Origin of the sequence: Streptomyces sp. Edi2, from assembly GCF_040253635.1 — a bacterium.
Taxonomy (GTDB): domain Bacteria; phylum Actinomycetota; class Actinomycetes; order Streptomycetales; family Streptomycetaceae; genus Streptomyces.
This window is the reverse complement of record NZ_JBEJGX010000001.1, coordinates 83,534-98,456: the sequence shown is the minus strand read 5'-3', so window position 1 is coordinate 98,456 and position 14,923 is coordinate 83,534. Positions and strand designations below refer to the sequence as shown.

12 protein-coding genes are annotated in these 14,923 nt (G+C 66.8%); 7 read left to right on the top strand and 5 right to left on the bottom strand.

Annotated features, from left to right (window positions below; all coding sequences use genetic code 11):
* Positions 1-106 precede the first annotated feature (106 nt).
* A complete protein-coding gene (locus tag ABR737_RS00560; protein WP_350248150.1) occupies positions 107-1,609 on the bottom strand; it encodes a hypothetical protein in 1,503 nt (500 codons plus the stop codon).
* 442 nt (positions 1,610-2,051) lie between these two features.
* Between ABR737_RS00560 and ABR737_RS00555 the strand changes: the two genes are divergently transcribed.
* From ABR737_RS00555 to ABR737_RS00535, 5 genes are all read left to right on the top strand, one after another.
* Positions 2,052-2,723, top strand: a complete 672-nt coding sequence (locus ABR737_RS00555) for a hypothetical protein (RefSeq protein ID WP_350248149.1) — start codon at positions 2,052-2,054, stop codon at positions 2,721-2,723.
* 18 nt (positions 2,724-2,741) lie between these two features.
* Positions 2,742-3,443 carry a ribonuclease H family protein gene (locus tag ABR737_RS00550; RefSeq protein WP_350248148.1) on the top strand — a complete coding sequence of 234 codons (702 nt, stop codon included), beginning with the start codon at positions 2,742-2,744 and terminating at the stop codon, positions 3,441-3,443.
* 535 nt (positions 3,444-3,978) lie between these two features.
* A complete protein-coding gene (locus ABR737_RS00545) occupies positions 3,979-6,570 on the top strand; it encodes an MXAN_6230/SCO0854 family RING domain-containing protein (protein ID WP_350248147.1) in 2,592 nt (863 codons plus the stop codon).
* 217 nt (positions 6,571-6,787) lie between these two features.
* Complete coding sequence (locus tag ABR737_RS00540) at positions 6,788-7,441, top strand: hypothetical protein (protein WP_350248146.1); 654 nt, start codon at positions 6,788-6,790, stop codon at positions 7,439-7,441.
* Between the two features lie 697 nt (positions 7,442-8,138).
* Positions 8,139-8,465: a hypothetical protein gene (locus tag ABR737_RS00535; RefSeq protein ID WP_350248145.1), complete on the top strand. Its 327-nt coding sequence runs from the start codon at positions 8,139-8,141 to the stop codon at positions 8,463-8,465.
* A 113-nt stretch (positions 8,466-8,578) separates the two neighbouring features.
* Here the strand turns inward: ABR737_RS00535 and ABR737_RS00530 are convergent, their stop codons facing one another.
* Complete coding sequence (locus ABR737_RS00530) at positions 8,579-9,070, bottom strand: hypothetical protein (protein ID WP_350248144.1); 492 nt, start codon at positions 9,068-9,070, stop codon at positions 8,579-8,581.
* A 734-nt stretch (positions 9,071-9,804) separates the two neighbouring features.
* On the opposite strand from ABR737_RS00530, the gene ABR737_RS00525 reads away from it, so the two are divergent.
* Positions 9,805-10,158 carry a hypothetical protein gene (locus ABR737_RS00525; RefSeq protein ID WP_350248143.1) on the top strand — a complete coding sequence of 118 codons (354 nt, stop codon included), beginning with the start codon at positions 9,805-9,807 and terminating at the stop codon, positions 10,156-10,158.
* A gap of 370 nt (positions 10,159-10,528) precedes the next feature.
* Here ABR737_RS00525 and ABR737_RS00520 read toward each other — a convergent pair whose 3' ends face one another.
* From ABR737_RS00520 to ABR737_RS00510, 3 genes are all read right to left on the bottom strand, one after another.
* Entirely contained in the window at positions 10,529-10,666 is a 138-nt protein-coding gene (locus ABR737_RS00520) for a hypothetical protein (RefSeq protein WP_350248142.1), read from the bottom strand.
* A gap of 74 nt (positions 10,667-10,740) precedes the next feature.
* Complete coding sequence (locus ABR737_RS00515) at positions 10,741-11,484, bottom strand: enoyl-CoA hydratase/isomerase family protein (protein WP_350248141.1); 744 nt, start codon at positions 11,482-11,484, stop codon at positions 10,741-10,743.
* A 15-nt stretch (positions 11,485-11,499) separates the two neighbouring features.
* Entirely contained in the window at positions 11,500-12,735 is a 1,236-nt protein-coding gene (locus ABR737_RS00510; RefSeq protein WP_350248140.1) for a cytochrome P450, read from the bottom strand.
* A 692-nt stretch (positions 12,736-13,427) separates the two neighbouring features.
* Between ABR737_RS00510 and ABR737_RS00505 the strand changes: the two genes are divergently transcribed.
* Positions 13,428-14,726 carry an ADP-ribosyltransferase gene (locus ABR737_RS00505; protein WP_350248139.1) on the top strand — a complete coding sequence of 433 codons (1,299 nt, stop codon included), beginning with the start codon at positions 13,428-13,430 and terminating at the stop codon, positions 14,724-14,726.
* Positions 14,727-14,923 lie beyond the last annotated feature (197 nt).

The following is a 14,923-nucleotide window of genomic DNA, read 5'->3' as shown; positions in this document are numbered from 1 at the left end:
GGCTGCTTCCCTCAAAAGGGGCACAGGGACTCGCACGACGCCGATGCGCTGGCCGCCACGGGCGGCTCCCGTGGCGGCCAAACAGCGCCCTGACCAATTTCTCAGCTCACGCCGCGATCTGGAGTCGCGCGACCGGATCGGAAACTCTGCTTCGTCTCGGTTGGCTCACCTGAACGTCGACCAGGCGCTGCGTCCGGGTGTTGGTGCTCCCGCACACCGAAGCGTTCCAACCAGCCTTGCGGAAGGCTTCCTGCACCTGCGTGAGAGCCTGATTGCGGGCCTGTCGAGCAGCGACTGCCTGGGCACGGGTCAAGCACTTCTCGTCCGTGCGCCCGTCGATGGACCACTCGATGGTCAGAGAGCTGCCGTGGCTCCAGAGCAAGGCTCCCTGTACGCCATCTGACCCGAATTCGGCCTCCCAGCTCCACCGGGAACGGATCCTGTCCGGGATGACGCCCAGAGCAATACCAGCCTCGCGGGCGATGCGCAGCGCTTCCACGACGGCAGGGTTGGCGACATCCCGCGGCAGGCAGCCCACGGCTGCGCCCTGATGGGTGCCTCCGGGGTCGGTCCAGAGCTGCCGGGCGCGCAGGCCCAGGGCGATCAGCGTGCTCGGGTGACTGGTCGCGGCCGCGGCCTCCATGGTCACCACGACGTGCTCCGAGGCGTCTGCGAGCCTTTCGCCGGCGCGTGCGGCGGCGAATTGCTGGGCGGCTTGGCGTACGAGGACAATGAGCGTTTCCTCAGCATCCTGCGTACGACCGAGCCTGTCCATCGTGGACCTGAAGTCCGCCTCTACAGCTCCGGGCAGGAGCCGCAGGGTCGTGCCGCCGGGTCCGAACGGCACCCAGCCCTCCTTGCCGGAGCCATCCATGGCGCCGCACCAATATTGGCGCATGGCCCGTCCGAACAAGTCGGTGAAGTCTTCTGCCGGGCGCAGCACCCGGGCACGCCGTTCGTCGCCGCAGCCCCGCACGATGACGTCGTTCACTTTCAGGTCCGCGAACGCAACCCGCTCTGTGTCCTCCGGGGGATGCGGCGTGTCATTCGCGGTGGGAGCCGACGGACCGGTGCCGACGATGTTCGTCGCGAGCTCATTGGCGGGCCGGGCAAGCTGAAGGGAGGGGGCAGGAGGGTCCTCCGGCGGCGGCGCAGTCTCGCGCCGCAGATTCTGGGGCGGCTCGGCTTTGTGGGACACCCTGCGGATCGAGGCGTCAGTGGTGTACGAGACGGTGACCCTGACGCGCGCGATCTTAGTGACCAGGCCGCGGCGCCAACGCCCCCGAGCGTAGACCCAGGCGATGTCGCCTTCGGCGACCGATCCGACGGAGTCCAGAGCGAGGGAATCGCGCCGGGTTCCGATCAGTTCGATCAGCCGAGGAAGAAGCTGGGCATCCTCGTTGCGCTGGTCGATCACGCGCCGTGCCTTTTGCGCGATGACCGCAGGTTCGCCACTCAGCCGCGGCACCTCCCGGCCGTCGATGAACAGCCGGTGGTGCGGGTGCTGACCAGGTGCGGAGGGCGCCTTGTGACCGGAGTGGAAGCTGACAACAATCTTGTGCCCGCCGTAGGTCTCCTGATGGACGGGGTGCGGCTCGGTGTTCGGCAAGCAACCTCCTTGGCTCGATCGGGGGAGTGTCGACCGTCGCCGACATGTCTATTTTACGCAAAAAAGTACCTGAAGGCAAATGTTAAGCGTCAGTGTCGTTCGGTCGGGCGGGTCACGCGGCGGGACGCGGGTGGCAAGCAGGCGTCACGGGGGCAATCGGCAAGCGCCCGGCGCGGTTGACCGCAACTGACGGCTCTGCGCAAGGCCGGCGGGGCATGGGCAGCAACATTTGCCCCGTGCTGATTTGCCACCCGTCCTCTGTTATCAGATGGCGCAGGCTTCCCGGTCGTTGTGCCGGCTGACTGGCGCCTGTCCACAGGACCAGCCTTCTAGGCTCTCGAATTCGTACAGGCGGCAGTCGTCAGTGCCACCCACCGGCAATGACCGCACCGCCGCACCAGAGAGCCTCACTGCTTGCTCACCCATCGTCTGAGGGGTCCCGATGCACAACACTTCGACATCCCCGCCCCGCAGCGGCCAGACGGCCATCCGTCGTCAGCACTTCCGAGATCGCTGGCACGATAGCTGGCTCGCTGGGGCCGCGAAGTCCATCAGCTACGCCGCCCCGGGCGTCGGCATCCGCGCACTCAAGGTTGTTGCCGCACTCGCTCCGATCGTGGTGCTCTACGCCTGCTTCGGCCTGGTCGTCGGCTGGATCAGCACCATCACCGGCAACAGCCACACTGGATTGCTGGCCACCGTGACGACGCCAGTCAGGCATTACCTGTTCGCCCACACTGACTCGGCCGGCCTACCGCTCACAGGCGGCGCCGCCTATGCCTTCTGGGAAATTCTGGGCCTGGTTTCCTTCCTTCTTGCCGTCTGTCGCAGCACTGCAGCCCGCGTGCTCTGGCTCTTGTGGGGCGCAGCCACCGTGGCCATGGCCTGGATGGGAACGCCCGCCGACGGCCAAACAGTCGCGGCAGGCGTCACTTTGCTCGCCTTGACCGGATGCTCGGCCGCGGCATTGCGCGGGCTACGGCTACGTCAACCTCCCCTCCATGTCCGCGACCTCATCCGCCCGGAGAACACTCGGATCGAACTCCACCTCCATCAAGCCCACTCCACACACGCGCCCTATCGCCTGAGCCACGGCGACGCCCACCTGAACTGACCTCCTGGAAGAGCGAGCATGACGCAACGGATCATCGCTGCCTGCGACGGCGCATCGAAAGGAAACCCTGGTCCCGCGGCCTGGGCTTGGGTAATCGCAGGGCCCGACGGGACCGTAAACCGCTGGGAGTCCGGCCCGCTGGGTACCGCGACCAACAATGCGGCCGAACTGACGGCTCTGCTGCGATTGCTGGAGTCCACCGACCTGTCCGTTCCGCTCGAAATACGTATGGACTCCCAGTACGCGATGAACGCTGCTACCACCTGGTTGCCCGGGTGGCGCCGAAGAGGCTGGAAGACCTCCGCGGGAGCTCCCGTTGCCAACCGCGACCTCGTAGCGCGCATCGACGAGTTGCTCAACGGCCGCGATGTCACACTCGTACACGTGCGGGCCCATCAGGCTGGTGGCGATCCGTACAACGCCGCTGCGGACAGGGCCGCAAGTCAGGCGGCCCGTACCCAGCGGCCGGCCGGAACATCTCTCAGTGCAGCCCCGCCGGCGCCCCAGAGCGGGCGAGGCGCTCAGTCCAGAGGCAGGGGACCGGACCGTGCTGGATCGTCTCGCCGACGCGCAGCGCGGGGAAGGAGAGGGGCCTCCACAGCGAGGTTCTCCGGTCGCTGCCGCTGCGGGAAGCCGTACCGCCGGGGAGAGTTGATTGCGAAGGACCCTGCAGGATGGGGCCACCCGGCCTGTGTCACACCCGCCACCTCTGCCAACTAAGGCGACACCCGGCGACGCTGAAGATTTGACAAGGGGCCGGAATGTAAGTAAATTCGGGTTCCGTTGGAACGGAACTGCCGTCAGATCCACTCCGAACCGAATGGTGCCAGTGGTGACGCCGCCGGCAACCACAATTCCAATGCGTTCGCGAACCGCAGCTTGTACCGTCAGGCCCGCGGGGCGGCTCCAGCGTGCTTCCTTCTCAACTCTCTGGTAAAAGAATCCAGCGCGCTCACTTCCCGCCCCCGCACCTGACAGTCAGCCGGTCCGCAGACCTCAGGGTGATCAAAACCAGCTGCCCACCATGCAGGGACCCCTGAGCCTGTACGCCCCAACCACGCCGCAGCGGCGGCGCGTTGGCTTTGAGCTGGATGCTGTCCGCGCCCCGTACGGCACTGAAGCGACCGCCTTCCCCTCTCTCCAGGACAGGCCAGAAGGCGTTCACTTCCCCTATCGGCGACGTGAACGCCTGCAAAACAGCTTTCCTGACCAGCAACGTGCTGCGCCGGGCACTACCGGGCAGAGAGGAACGGCAATGACGACCACGTCCATCCCCACCACCACGCACAGCCACCGCAGCCTCTCCGCGGTTCTGCTGTCTCGTCGCGGCGCCGTCTACCTGCCCGCTCCAGCCGGCAAGCCCGGCCTGGAGGCTCAGGCCGGCGTCGCGCTGCTGGAAGCCGATCTCCTGGAGCGCGGCTACCTGCTGTCGGCTGGACTTAGCAAGGCCCTGGCCGGCCTGGACACCCACGCTCTCACCGCTCAGGGCCGCGCACTCCTGGCCGACATCGACCACGCTCTCGGCGCAGACCGCGACCACACCCCGCTGTTCCGCGGCTTCCCGGAGAGCACCCCCAAGGACACGCTCGCCTTCTATGTCGAACGCGTGCTGACGATCCTCGTTCAGACTCCGCAGCAACCCTGCGTGCTGTGCGGCGCCGACGGCACCGTGCACGCGGTCTCCCCGTGTGCTCACCTCGTGTGCCGCACCTGCTTCGACGGCACTGACTTCTCTGCCTGCCCGATCTGCCACCGCCAGCTCGACGTCGACGAACCGTTCCTGCGCCCCCAGCGTGCACGGCGGGCGCCTCGGCCCAGCCGTGCTCTGCCTGCCCGCCTGCGCCTCCTGTTCCACGGCGGCGATCTCACTGCCCGCTCCAGCCACGCCGCACACGAACTGGGTGCCCTCATCGCCCGGACCACCGCGCTGAGCCCACAGGACGCCGACGACCTGGCCGTCCTGCTGGAAACCCGCGACCGATCCGAAGCGCCGGCCTGGCTGCCCGAGGCAATCCCGGGCCGTGAAACCAAGGCCCTCGTACTGGCCTGGCTACTTGCGGATCCCACCGCCTACGAGGTGACGCTGCCCACGGCCTCCGCCCAACTCACCACGGCGACCGACGTGCTGCGCCTGCTCGTGGTGCGCTCCGGCGGAGACGCCGGCCTGGTGACCGTGCCGCGGTTCGCCGCAGTCCCGCGCCCACTGCGGCGCGCGCTCCTCGCGGTCCTAGATGACTTGGCCCCGACCCTGATGGCCGAGGACATGCGCCGGCACGCGAAGGCATGGAAGCACGCCGCCGAACGCCTACACCCCTTCGAATACGCGGCCCGCTACCCGCGAGCAGCCCTCGCCATCGCGACACTGCGGAACTTCCGCCTCACCGGGGACGGCCTCTCGCAGCGACTGCGCACCACCGCACAGACACTGCCGACCGTCACCGCATCCGACGCGAAGATCACCATCCCGCTGTGGTCCTCGAAGGTGGAGGCCGCGTTGGCCGACAGGGACAGCACTGCGGCCGTGGCGCTGCTCGCGCAGCGCCCCGGAGAGCTGCTGCGCCGCCTCGACCACCTACTGCGCCTGGCGGACCGGCACGGGGCGGACATCGTCCTGTCCGCGGTGGAACAGGCTGTTCCGCAGGTGTCCCCGGCCGTCCTGCTGTCGGCACTCGGCCAGATACGCACCCGTGCCCGCCGGCACCGTGAGCGCGTCTACTTTCCCAAGGGCGGCAATGCAAAGGCCCACATCGTCGAGGACAAGCGAACGCCGCTGCCCGCCGACGTGGTCGACCGCGCGGTCGACACCATGACCGGCGAAGTCCTGCGCCGCACCTCCGCGCTGAAGCCGGTGGACACCGCGGTCATCGACGCCGCCCTTGACGGCGTGATCGCGCCGTTCGCGGAACGCACCGCCTCCCGAGCCCTCGTAACCCTCCCGCGCGGCACCGAGCTGCCGGTCCCCGCCGGCCGGACGGCACGCCTCTTCCTGCACTGGATGGAGAGCGACGCCTCTGGCCGTACGGACCTGGACCTGTCGATCGCCATGTTCAGCGCAGAATGGGGCCACATCGGAACCTGCGACTACACCTGCCTGCGCTACATGCGCGACGCGGCTGTCCACTCGGGCGACCTGACGAGCGCCCCGGCCCCTCGGGGTGCCAGCGAGTTCGTCGACCTCGACCTGGACAAGCTGGCCGCCGCAGGCGTCCGTTACGTCGTTGCCAGTGTTTTCTCGTACAACAACGTCGCCTTCGACGACCTCGCCGAAGCGTTCGCGGGACTCATGGTCCGTGACGACGATGGCGAGGCCGGGGACGTCTTCGAGCCCCGACAGGTCGAGCAGCGCTTCGACCTCACCGGCCGCGCCCGCGCCAGCGTGCCCATGATCATCGACGTCTCTGGCCGCACCATGCGATGGCTCGACGTCGTCCAGGGCGTCACTGGAACCAACCACGCGGTACACCGCCACGTCGACGCCCTGGCCACCCTCGGCTCGGGGCTTACGGGCCTGTTCACCTCAGGTGCACGCATTGGCCTCGGCGAACTGGCCAACTGGCACGCTGCGGGCCGCGCGAGCACCGTTATCCGCCGGCACACCGACGAATCCGTGAGCGTCTACCAGCGACACACGGATGAGAACGTGGCCACCTTCGCGGCCCGGATTGGCACCCCGGCTGTCGACAGCGTCGCCGACGTCCAGCTCCACAAGGCGCAGCTGGCGTACGTCCTGCGCGGAGACTTCGACCTTTCGCCCGGCAGCGAGGTCTTCGCCCTGTACCCGGCTGGCCTAGATGCTGACATGGTCAACCTCCTGACTGCGTCAGATCTCATCAATTCCCTGGCCTAGTCGAGCCTGCGGCGAGTGTGGCGCCACGCGTCGGCCACGCCGGCCGAAGTTCCGCGCGTCCAGCGCCGCCCCGCAAATTCCCATAGGGGCGAGCTGGAGAGGTCACCTTCGGCAGCAAGCCGCTGCCGAAGGTGACCTGAGGGAAAACGCTCAACTACCCAGTGATTTCAGCCAATCCCGCCCCGAACCCTGATCTCCGGAAGGTTAGTCTGTGTCCATGACACGCAGTCGTATCGCCGTCCCCGCCCTCCTGCTGGCCGCTCTTGCCCTCAGCGCCTGCTCCTCGAGCAGCCCGGGAGCCAGCACCGACAAGGACGACGCGGACCAGCCCCTCACCAAGCAGTTCAGCCAAGGCGAGATCACCCAAGCTATCCCTGAACGTGGCGAGGCTCCCGCCGGCTACGAGCTCAGCGACCTGGGCAAGGGGCGGCCGGGTACCGCCGACGACTGCAGCCACACAGAAGGCGAATCCCCGCGCGGCTGGAAGGTAGGCGGCGACACCGAATACTTCTACAACGGGTCATCCCGCTCGAGGAAGATGTCCCTGAACATCTGCCAGTTCAACACCAGCGAGAACGCGAAGAGCGCCTACACGGCCTGGACGCACCGCTCGGGCCTGACGGATGAAGGGACAAAGGCGAAGGTGGGGGAGGAATCGGCGTTCCTCCTCAAGAACAAGAGCGGAAGCGTATACGCCTACACCCGCTCAGGTACCGTCAACATTGAAGTGAAGATCGAGGACTCCGGGGGCGACGCCACCAGCGCCCACGACATGCTCGCCGCCACCCTGAAGCGCCTGGAACAGGTGCAAGCCGGGAAGCGGCCAACTGCTACCGCCGCCGACGAAGCCGCAAAGGCAGAACAGCAGTAGGAGAGACTTCTGCGGCGGTCACCCCCGGCACCTGTGCGCACCACAGGACCTCTCCGCCGGCGGCGCCAGCCAATTTCCTCGACAGGCTTCCACATGTGAGAACCCACGGCTTCCCGCATGCGCCGCGTGGCCGATGACGCGGCGTCGGGGATACGGATCGCCGGCGGCGACCCACGGGGAGGAAGCGGATGTCGTTCCCGCCGAGCCGCTCACGGTGCTGAAGGTGCTCGCCCAGAACTCTCGTCCTCTCCGACCGCAAGCCGATTCAGACGCAGCACGCTACGCCTCACGCCCGGGTGCAGATGATCCAGCAGTTCAATGACGCTGGGTTTGTCCAGCGATCGCGCCCGGGCACACAGCCGACCTCATGCCACGCAACTCGTCGCTGCTAGGCGGACGGGCGAACTGGTGCGATGCCCTGCGTGCACGCCGCTGCTCCAGGGCCACTTGCGCGCCCGGAGGCGCCGCCCGTGTCGCCAGTACGAGATCCCAGACCGCAGGAGATCCTCCACGGCGTCCGATCCGCCTCGCAGCCGTCTCTGGGAATCAGCCACCCGCGCCCCTTGTAGCGGCCACCTCACTGCAGTTGTCCCGTTATGGCCGCCAGGGCGACCAGCCTTCCAAACGGATCACCACGCGGGCATGATCGAAGCCAAACGCCCAAACGTATGTGCGACACGAGAAAGAGGTGGAAGATATGGGGCGATACGACAGCACGCCCGATGTAATCAACGTGGTCAGCGGCGGGACCGTTGGGCATCTGGTGCAGGCCGGGAACATACGTGGTGGCTATGCCAATGCCGGCGACGATTTCGCTCTCGGAGACAACCCGAGGTGGCAGAGGCATTCCGATGCCTTGGATACGCACGATCCCCATAGCTTCGAGGTGTCCAAGAGTGAAGGGCGCGCACTATGCGATCTCCTCGAAGGCATAGCCACTCAGGACGACGGCTCTGCTGGACGGCTCGCGGACAAGCTCCTCGACCGGCTGATGCCCCGGATCCACCAGCGCCGCGTTCGTTAGAGAGCCTGAGGCTCCCAGCGTGCGAGCAAGCCACTGGATCCGGATCGCTTTCCAACATCTGAGGCTGTGAGGCAAGCCGTTGCGGGCCTGCTTGGTTGAGTCTGGGCGACGGCCTACAGCATGCCTCGTTCATCCATGAGACGCCGCAAGTCCGCGGTGCGCTGGGCGGCGTCGCCGATGCCGGCGCCAGCTGCTGCGAGGCCGGACGCCAATTCCTGGCGACCGGAGCGCTGGTGGACCAGGGCGACAAGTTCCCCGGCCCCGGTCAGTGCGGCTGCTGCCGCAGAGGCGACGTCCGCCGCATCTCCCGCCACCGCCTCGCGGAGCTCCAGTGCGGTGCGGTTGATGCGACTACCGAGCATCTGAGCCCAGGCCAGCCCGGTACGGTCAGAGTCACCGCGATGGATGGCCAACAGCGCCACCGTGAAGCCGGTCTCCAGCTGCTCCAACTGAGTGCGATCCACCGTGCCGGCCGCTGACTCCGCGGCGGCGAGCAGGGCACCCAGCAGAAAGGTGGCGTCGACATCCTCCGGGCTGGCTACGCCCAGGGCGGCCAAGGCCGCGCGTAGCCGGGCGTCGGTCAGGGGTTGGCCAGCAAGTTCCATGGTCGACATCGTGGCACTCCACGCTCGATACCCCGGCCCATTTACCCCGTAAGGCCCGCATTTGCGGATCGGGAGACCACGCGGACGGGCTACTGCTGGAGTTCCACATGCTCCCGATCAGCTCTACGATGCGCCTCGTCGTTCGCGGCCGATGGCTCCGCCGTCGCACCCCGGGGATCGAATCTGCAGTCGGCACAGGTCTCGGCCGGCCTCCTCCCGCCCGCTCGTCACCTAGACCGCCATCTCAAGCCGACGTGGGGTGCGGGGCCTTGCGCGGCCGGCTGAGAGAGATGCCGAAGTGCATGGAGCACGACGGGATTTGTTCCGCCACCTCAAATGAGGTAATATCTTAAGTGTCGAAGCCAGGGGCGATGTGCCGCGGAGTCGGCGGTCCTGGCCTCGTTCGGCTGCTGCGCAGCGCACCATCATGTCGCTCAGGGAGCCAGCGTCTTCCTCGCCATGCGGCCAGTGATCATCTCTGTCCACAGGCCGCCCCTCGCATGATCGCCGCATGCTGATCAGAGCGAACAGCAAGGGCTCGGCCCGGTGTGGACTCGTCACCCACTCCGGTGGGCCGCGACGCGGACCGGGCCAGCTCTCGTTCCGTCTTCCGCGCCCAACCCTTCGTCATCGCGCCCACCGCTCTCTGTAATACCGCCTGATCGAGGTGCGCGCTCAGGCCAGGCAGGCAGCGCCGACTGGTCACCCCCACCCGGACTCCAGAGAGGAACCCGATGCTTACCCCCATAGCCGAGGCCCAGCGGCAGGAACTTCTTCCTGGACTGGACATAGCTCTCCCCACCCCGACCGGCAGGCCCGCCACCGCCACGATCGAGGATCAGTTTCATGCTTTCGACGAGCAACATCCCTGGATCTACGAAACCTTGGAGCGTCTTGTGGAGGAACGCCTCGCCGCTGGCGCGACCCGCATCGGGGTGAAGGCCCTCTTTGAAGCGCTCCGCTGGCAGATTCCCGATCGCGTACCCGGCCTCAATAACAACTTCACGTCGCTCTACGCCCGCAAGCTCATCGACCGAAATTCCGGTTGGGTTCACGTCTTCGAACTACGACGTCGCCGTGCTCGCTAAGTCTAACTAGTGAAGGAGTGTGTCCAGATGAATTCACGTGTGAGCCATTACAAGGGCAATCGAGCCCGTGCCCTATCAGTACAACAGCGACGCAGCTCCAATGCGAGCGGTGTGCACGCAGGCGGCACGAAGGGGCAGCGTGATCGAGGCGGGGCGCGGCGGGCAGCCATCCGCTACTCGCGTCAGGCGGGATGAACAGGCCAATGGCACCCGGTGAGTTCCTATCGACGGTGACGGCACTACTGTCGGGCTGTCGCCGGTCGGCTGCGTCGACGACTCGTTCGACCTGACTCGCCTTGCAACGGGCAGCAGGTGACCGACGTACCTCTTGCTCTGACTCCGCTCTCAGCATTTCCGCCCCAGCGTGGCTCTAGACCTGGACCCGCCGCTGGACGTCTCTTCGCGACTGTTCCACCGGGTGCGCCCACTGCTTCAGACCATTGTCGTAGACCGCGCCCAGCTGCCGGGCCCGCCGGCGGATGCCCACGGCGCTATAGGGGACGGGCAACCACAACCCAAGTGTTGACACGCCGGCAGCCCGTGCCAGGATGCCGCGCGGCTATGTCAGCGGCCGAAGGCATGTCACGGGTTCGGGGCTCGATTTTGGCGGGCGGCGAAAGCCGCAGCCATCAAGACGGCGTCTATGCCCACACTGACGGGCTTCTTCAGCAGTTCGAGGCTGGTGGTTGTTGCCTGCCTGTCTCCGAGGAGAATCGCGCGGGCCCATTGCTCGACCGACTGGTCGAGCACACTGGCGGGGACCACGCGGTGGACGATCCCCATCTGCAGTGCCATCTCGGAGGTGATGCTCTCTCGTGTGAGCATGAGCTGGCGCACCCTTGACTGACCGATCTCGGCGACAAGCTGGTGCATGCCTCCGCCCCAGGCCATAGGCAGCCCCAGCGCAAGCTCTGGAAGGGAGCCGACACTGTCCTCGCTGGCTACTCGAAGGTGACAGGCCGCGGCGAGGGCGATGCCGGACCCGATCCAACGCCCCTGTATTCGGGCGATCGTTACCATGTCGCTCGCTGAGAGGTCCGCGAACAGCCGCGCTGCCTTGCTGCCCAGCCGGACGATTCCGGTGCCGGCGGGATCCTCGTGGAAGAGGTCGCCGAACTCCGGCAGGTCGCCGCCGATGCAGAAATCCGGTCCTGCTCCGGAGAGCACCAGGACGCGAGGCTGCCTGGGCTCCTGGCGCAGGCTCTCCAAGGCACTGAGCATCTCGTCCATCATGCGTTCGCTGAGCGCGTTGTGCCGCTGGGGATCGCTCATCTTCATGTGCACAACGTCGCCCTCGCGACAGATGGCCAGCACTGGGTTGGACACTTCTCCTCCTCGGGGCTATTCGTGGGCGATCAGTAGTTCACTGAGCTGGCGGAAGGCGACGCGCGGCTCCCACTCGGCAGATACGACGTGCGGGAGCGGGCCGCGGGCGAGGAGTCGTTCAAGGACCACCTGGGATTCGAGGCGTGCCAACGCAGCACCGGCGCAGTAGTGAGGGCCGAGTCCGAACGCAAGGTGGCCGCCGCGGCCGGGCTGACGCGCGATGTCGAACTTCGCAGCGTCGGTCAGCCATCGAGGGTCGCGGCAGGCGGCGCCGACCAGGATGTAGGCCATGTCGCCCGCCTTGACCGGGTGGCCGTTGAGGTCTGTGTCGGTTGAGGCGACTCGGCTCACAAGGTGGACTGGAGGATCCCACCGCAGGATTTCCTCAACTGCAGCGGGGATTGCCTCGGGATGACCTGCGAGCCACTTCGCCTGCTCCGGATGCCGAGCGAGGGTCCACATCGCATTGTTGAGCACGGTCACGGTCGTCTCGATGCCCGCGGCAGTGGTTGTGGCAGCGAGACGACGCACAATGACGTCTGCCTGCTCTTGATCACCTTCGATGGAATCCCACACCGCGAGCCACTGGGACAGGACATCGGTCTGCCGCACCGCTCTGCGGTCGGCGATCAGATGGGTGAAGAAGAGCTCCAGATGAGCCGTGGCTGCGTCGGCGACATCCAGGTCGTGGCCGCTCGGGAGAAGTTCTTGAGCGGCGGCCTGAGCGTGTGTCCATTCGCGGAGCGCGGCGCCGTCGCGGTCAGGGATCCCAAGCCAGCGCGTAAGCGTGGTGACCGGCACGATCTCGGCGACGGTACGCGTCCAGTCTGCCGTGCCGGCCGCCAGCTGCCGCTGGGCCAGGTCCAGCTGGCGCTCAGTGGTCTCCTCAGTGACCTGTCGCAGCCTCTGCAAGGTGGTGTCGTCGAACATCTGGCCCAATCCGCGGCGCAGATGGGTGTGCTCAGGCGCGTTGGCGACGATGAGGGACCGGCCGATCTCCCTGGATGCGGGGCGAGTCCATCGGCTGCCACGCGTTCGGCGCCACTGATAGTCAGGGGTCCGCCAGTCCCGGGAGCGCAGCAGGCGCCGGCAGGTCTCGTACCCAGTGATCACGGGGCCCCAACGCGACGGTATGACATCGCCCAATGCCCGAATCTCGTCGTAGACAGGCCAAGGAGTGCGCTGGCACTCACGCAGCTTCGACAGCAGCACCTCCACCCGCTCGGGCTCAGAACCCGGGGTTGCCTTCATGCCTGACTCCTCATGTCACGTCATTGGTGCGGGGTGCAGTACTACGGGCGTCCAGGGGACTGGACTCGCCGATGGGCACGAACAGGTCCGCAGGTTTCGGCCGTCGAAACCCTGGGATCCCGGACAGACGCGGAGCGGCGCTACCGCGTAGTGCAGCGGGTCGGTCCCAAGTCATGGATGGGCCTTGCGTATGGATAAAGCCGCCTCCGATGCATTACGGCCAGGAACTCCAACCCTGATGGGGTGGCTTTGTGGCGCTGCGGAAATCTTGCGTGGAGAAACCTGTGGATAGCTGGCAGGCAAAGGCCGTCGCCCTGCGACATTGATGGTCTCTTGGGCTAGTTGATCCCCATTTAGTGTCTCGGCTCCGCAGGACCTCTCGGCCTGCGGCTTGCCGCCGGAATTGACGCCTCTGGAGTCGCGAATGAAAGCGGTTGGTCGAGACGCCGTTCAGGGGAATCACAGTTCGCCGTGACCTGCCGTATTCGGCCACCAACGGGGCCAACTGCCAGACCACGTCTGGCTCGACGGCCCCACCACCTAGGCCATTTTGTGGCTGGCCGCTGTCCACAGGCGCTCCATCTCACGATCGATGACGGCTCGCGAAGGGCGAGCTGCGGCGGGAGAGGAGCAGCAGGGTGTGCAGGTCAATATCGAGCGGCGGCAGGCGGTGCACGTCCTCTCACCCAGCCATGCGAGCGGCCAAACGCGCTTCTTCGAAGCAACTCGCTCAGGACGTCGTCGCCGCTGGGGACGGGCATCCAGCTCAGGCCGCTTTCACCAATGCCCAGGAGTGGGCGGCACGGACCAAGGAGGCCATCGAAGCTGGCGACGACGCCAAGGCGAGGATGTTTGCGGACAACGCCAAGCGGTGCGCGACGGCGACGCGCGCACTTCTGCGAGGCCGGCGTCCGAAGCAGCCCTACCCGGACGCTGCCGACCCCGGCTTCCTCCATGCGCCTGCCCCGGCACCGCCGCCGGAGGAGCAGCGTACGGCGCGAGCCCTCGCGGGTGCCGCCGGGATCGGTGGTCGCGCGAGGCTCATGCCGACCCGGCAAGACGGCGGACAAACCGTTGCGTGGAACGACAAGGACTTCGGTGGCGCGGCGACGGTCTACCCGGGCTCAGAGGACGAGCCTCCGCACGCCCGGCTCGTCTTCCACCGCCTCGACCGCGACCGCTACCAGGCACTCGCGGACTCACCCTGGCCCTACCGGACAGAAAACGGACAGGTCATCTACGACCGCGTCCCTGCCGACCATGCCGAGCAGATCATCCGCGCCGCCGCCTCCCGCCGCCCGGCGAAACCCTGGGAGCGGCACGGCCTGTCCGACGGCACCACCCGGGACCGCCTGCCTGGTGAGCACGCCGCCCGTCTGGTCCCCGAGTCGCAGAAGTGGGTGGCCGGCCTCAACTCCGACCAGCGCCAGTGGGTGCAGGCATACACAGGCTCGGCCTACAGCTCGATCAACAAACACCTGTATCAAGGTAAGAGCCTCGACGAGGGCGCCGGCTACGCATCGACGCCCATGCGCGAGGTCACTGGGCACTTGGACTCCGCCATCGCCTCCGCAGGAGTGTCGGATACCCACCATCACGTCTTTCGTGGATTCACGCCCCCCATGGAGGTCCGAAAGGAGCAGCGTGTGGCGTCTTGGGTACGGGAAAACTTCCAGGTAGGTTCCCGCTACCGGGACGACTCCTACATGTCCGTATCACATTGTCCCTCCGTTGCGGCTGGCTTCACCAACACCTCGTGGTCCACCTCTGAAGGGTGGGGTAATGCGGACTGCGGCGTGGTCTTCGAGTCCGTCACCCGGCGCGGTGCGGCGGTCGCCGAAGTATCGGTGTTCGAGAACGAGGAGCGCGAACGCCTCATGCCCCGAGGGTCGGAGTGGGTGGTGGTCGGTGTTCACGAAGGCGTGAAGGTGGACGGCCAGACTTGCATGGTCGTGCAGATGACCGACGCTAAGGACACCCACCGCTATTGACCACATCACGAACGATCCGCCCGACTGGCGTTGTGCTCTCCACCACGGTGGTCACGGCAGTGCCGTCCAGGTCGGTGGCGCAACGGCTGGCCGTCGATTCGCCATACCCATTCCTGGCATCAACACCCCAGGTGTGCAGTGCTGCTCGGGCACGCCGAGCTCTGGAGGCGGGCCTGGATAGGGGGCTGCAAGGCGGA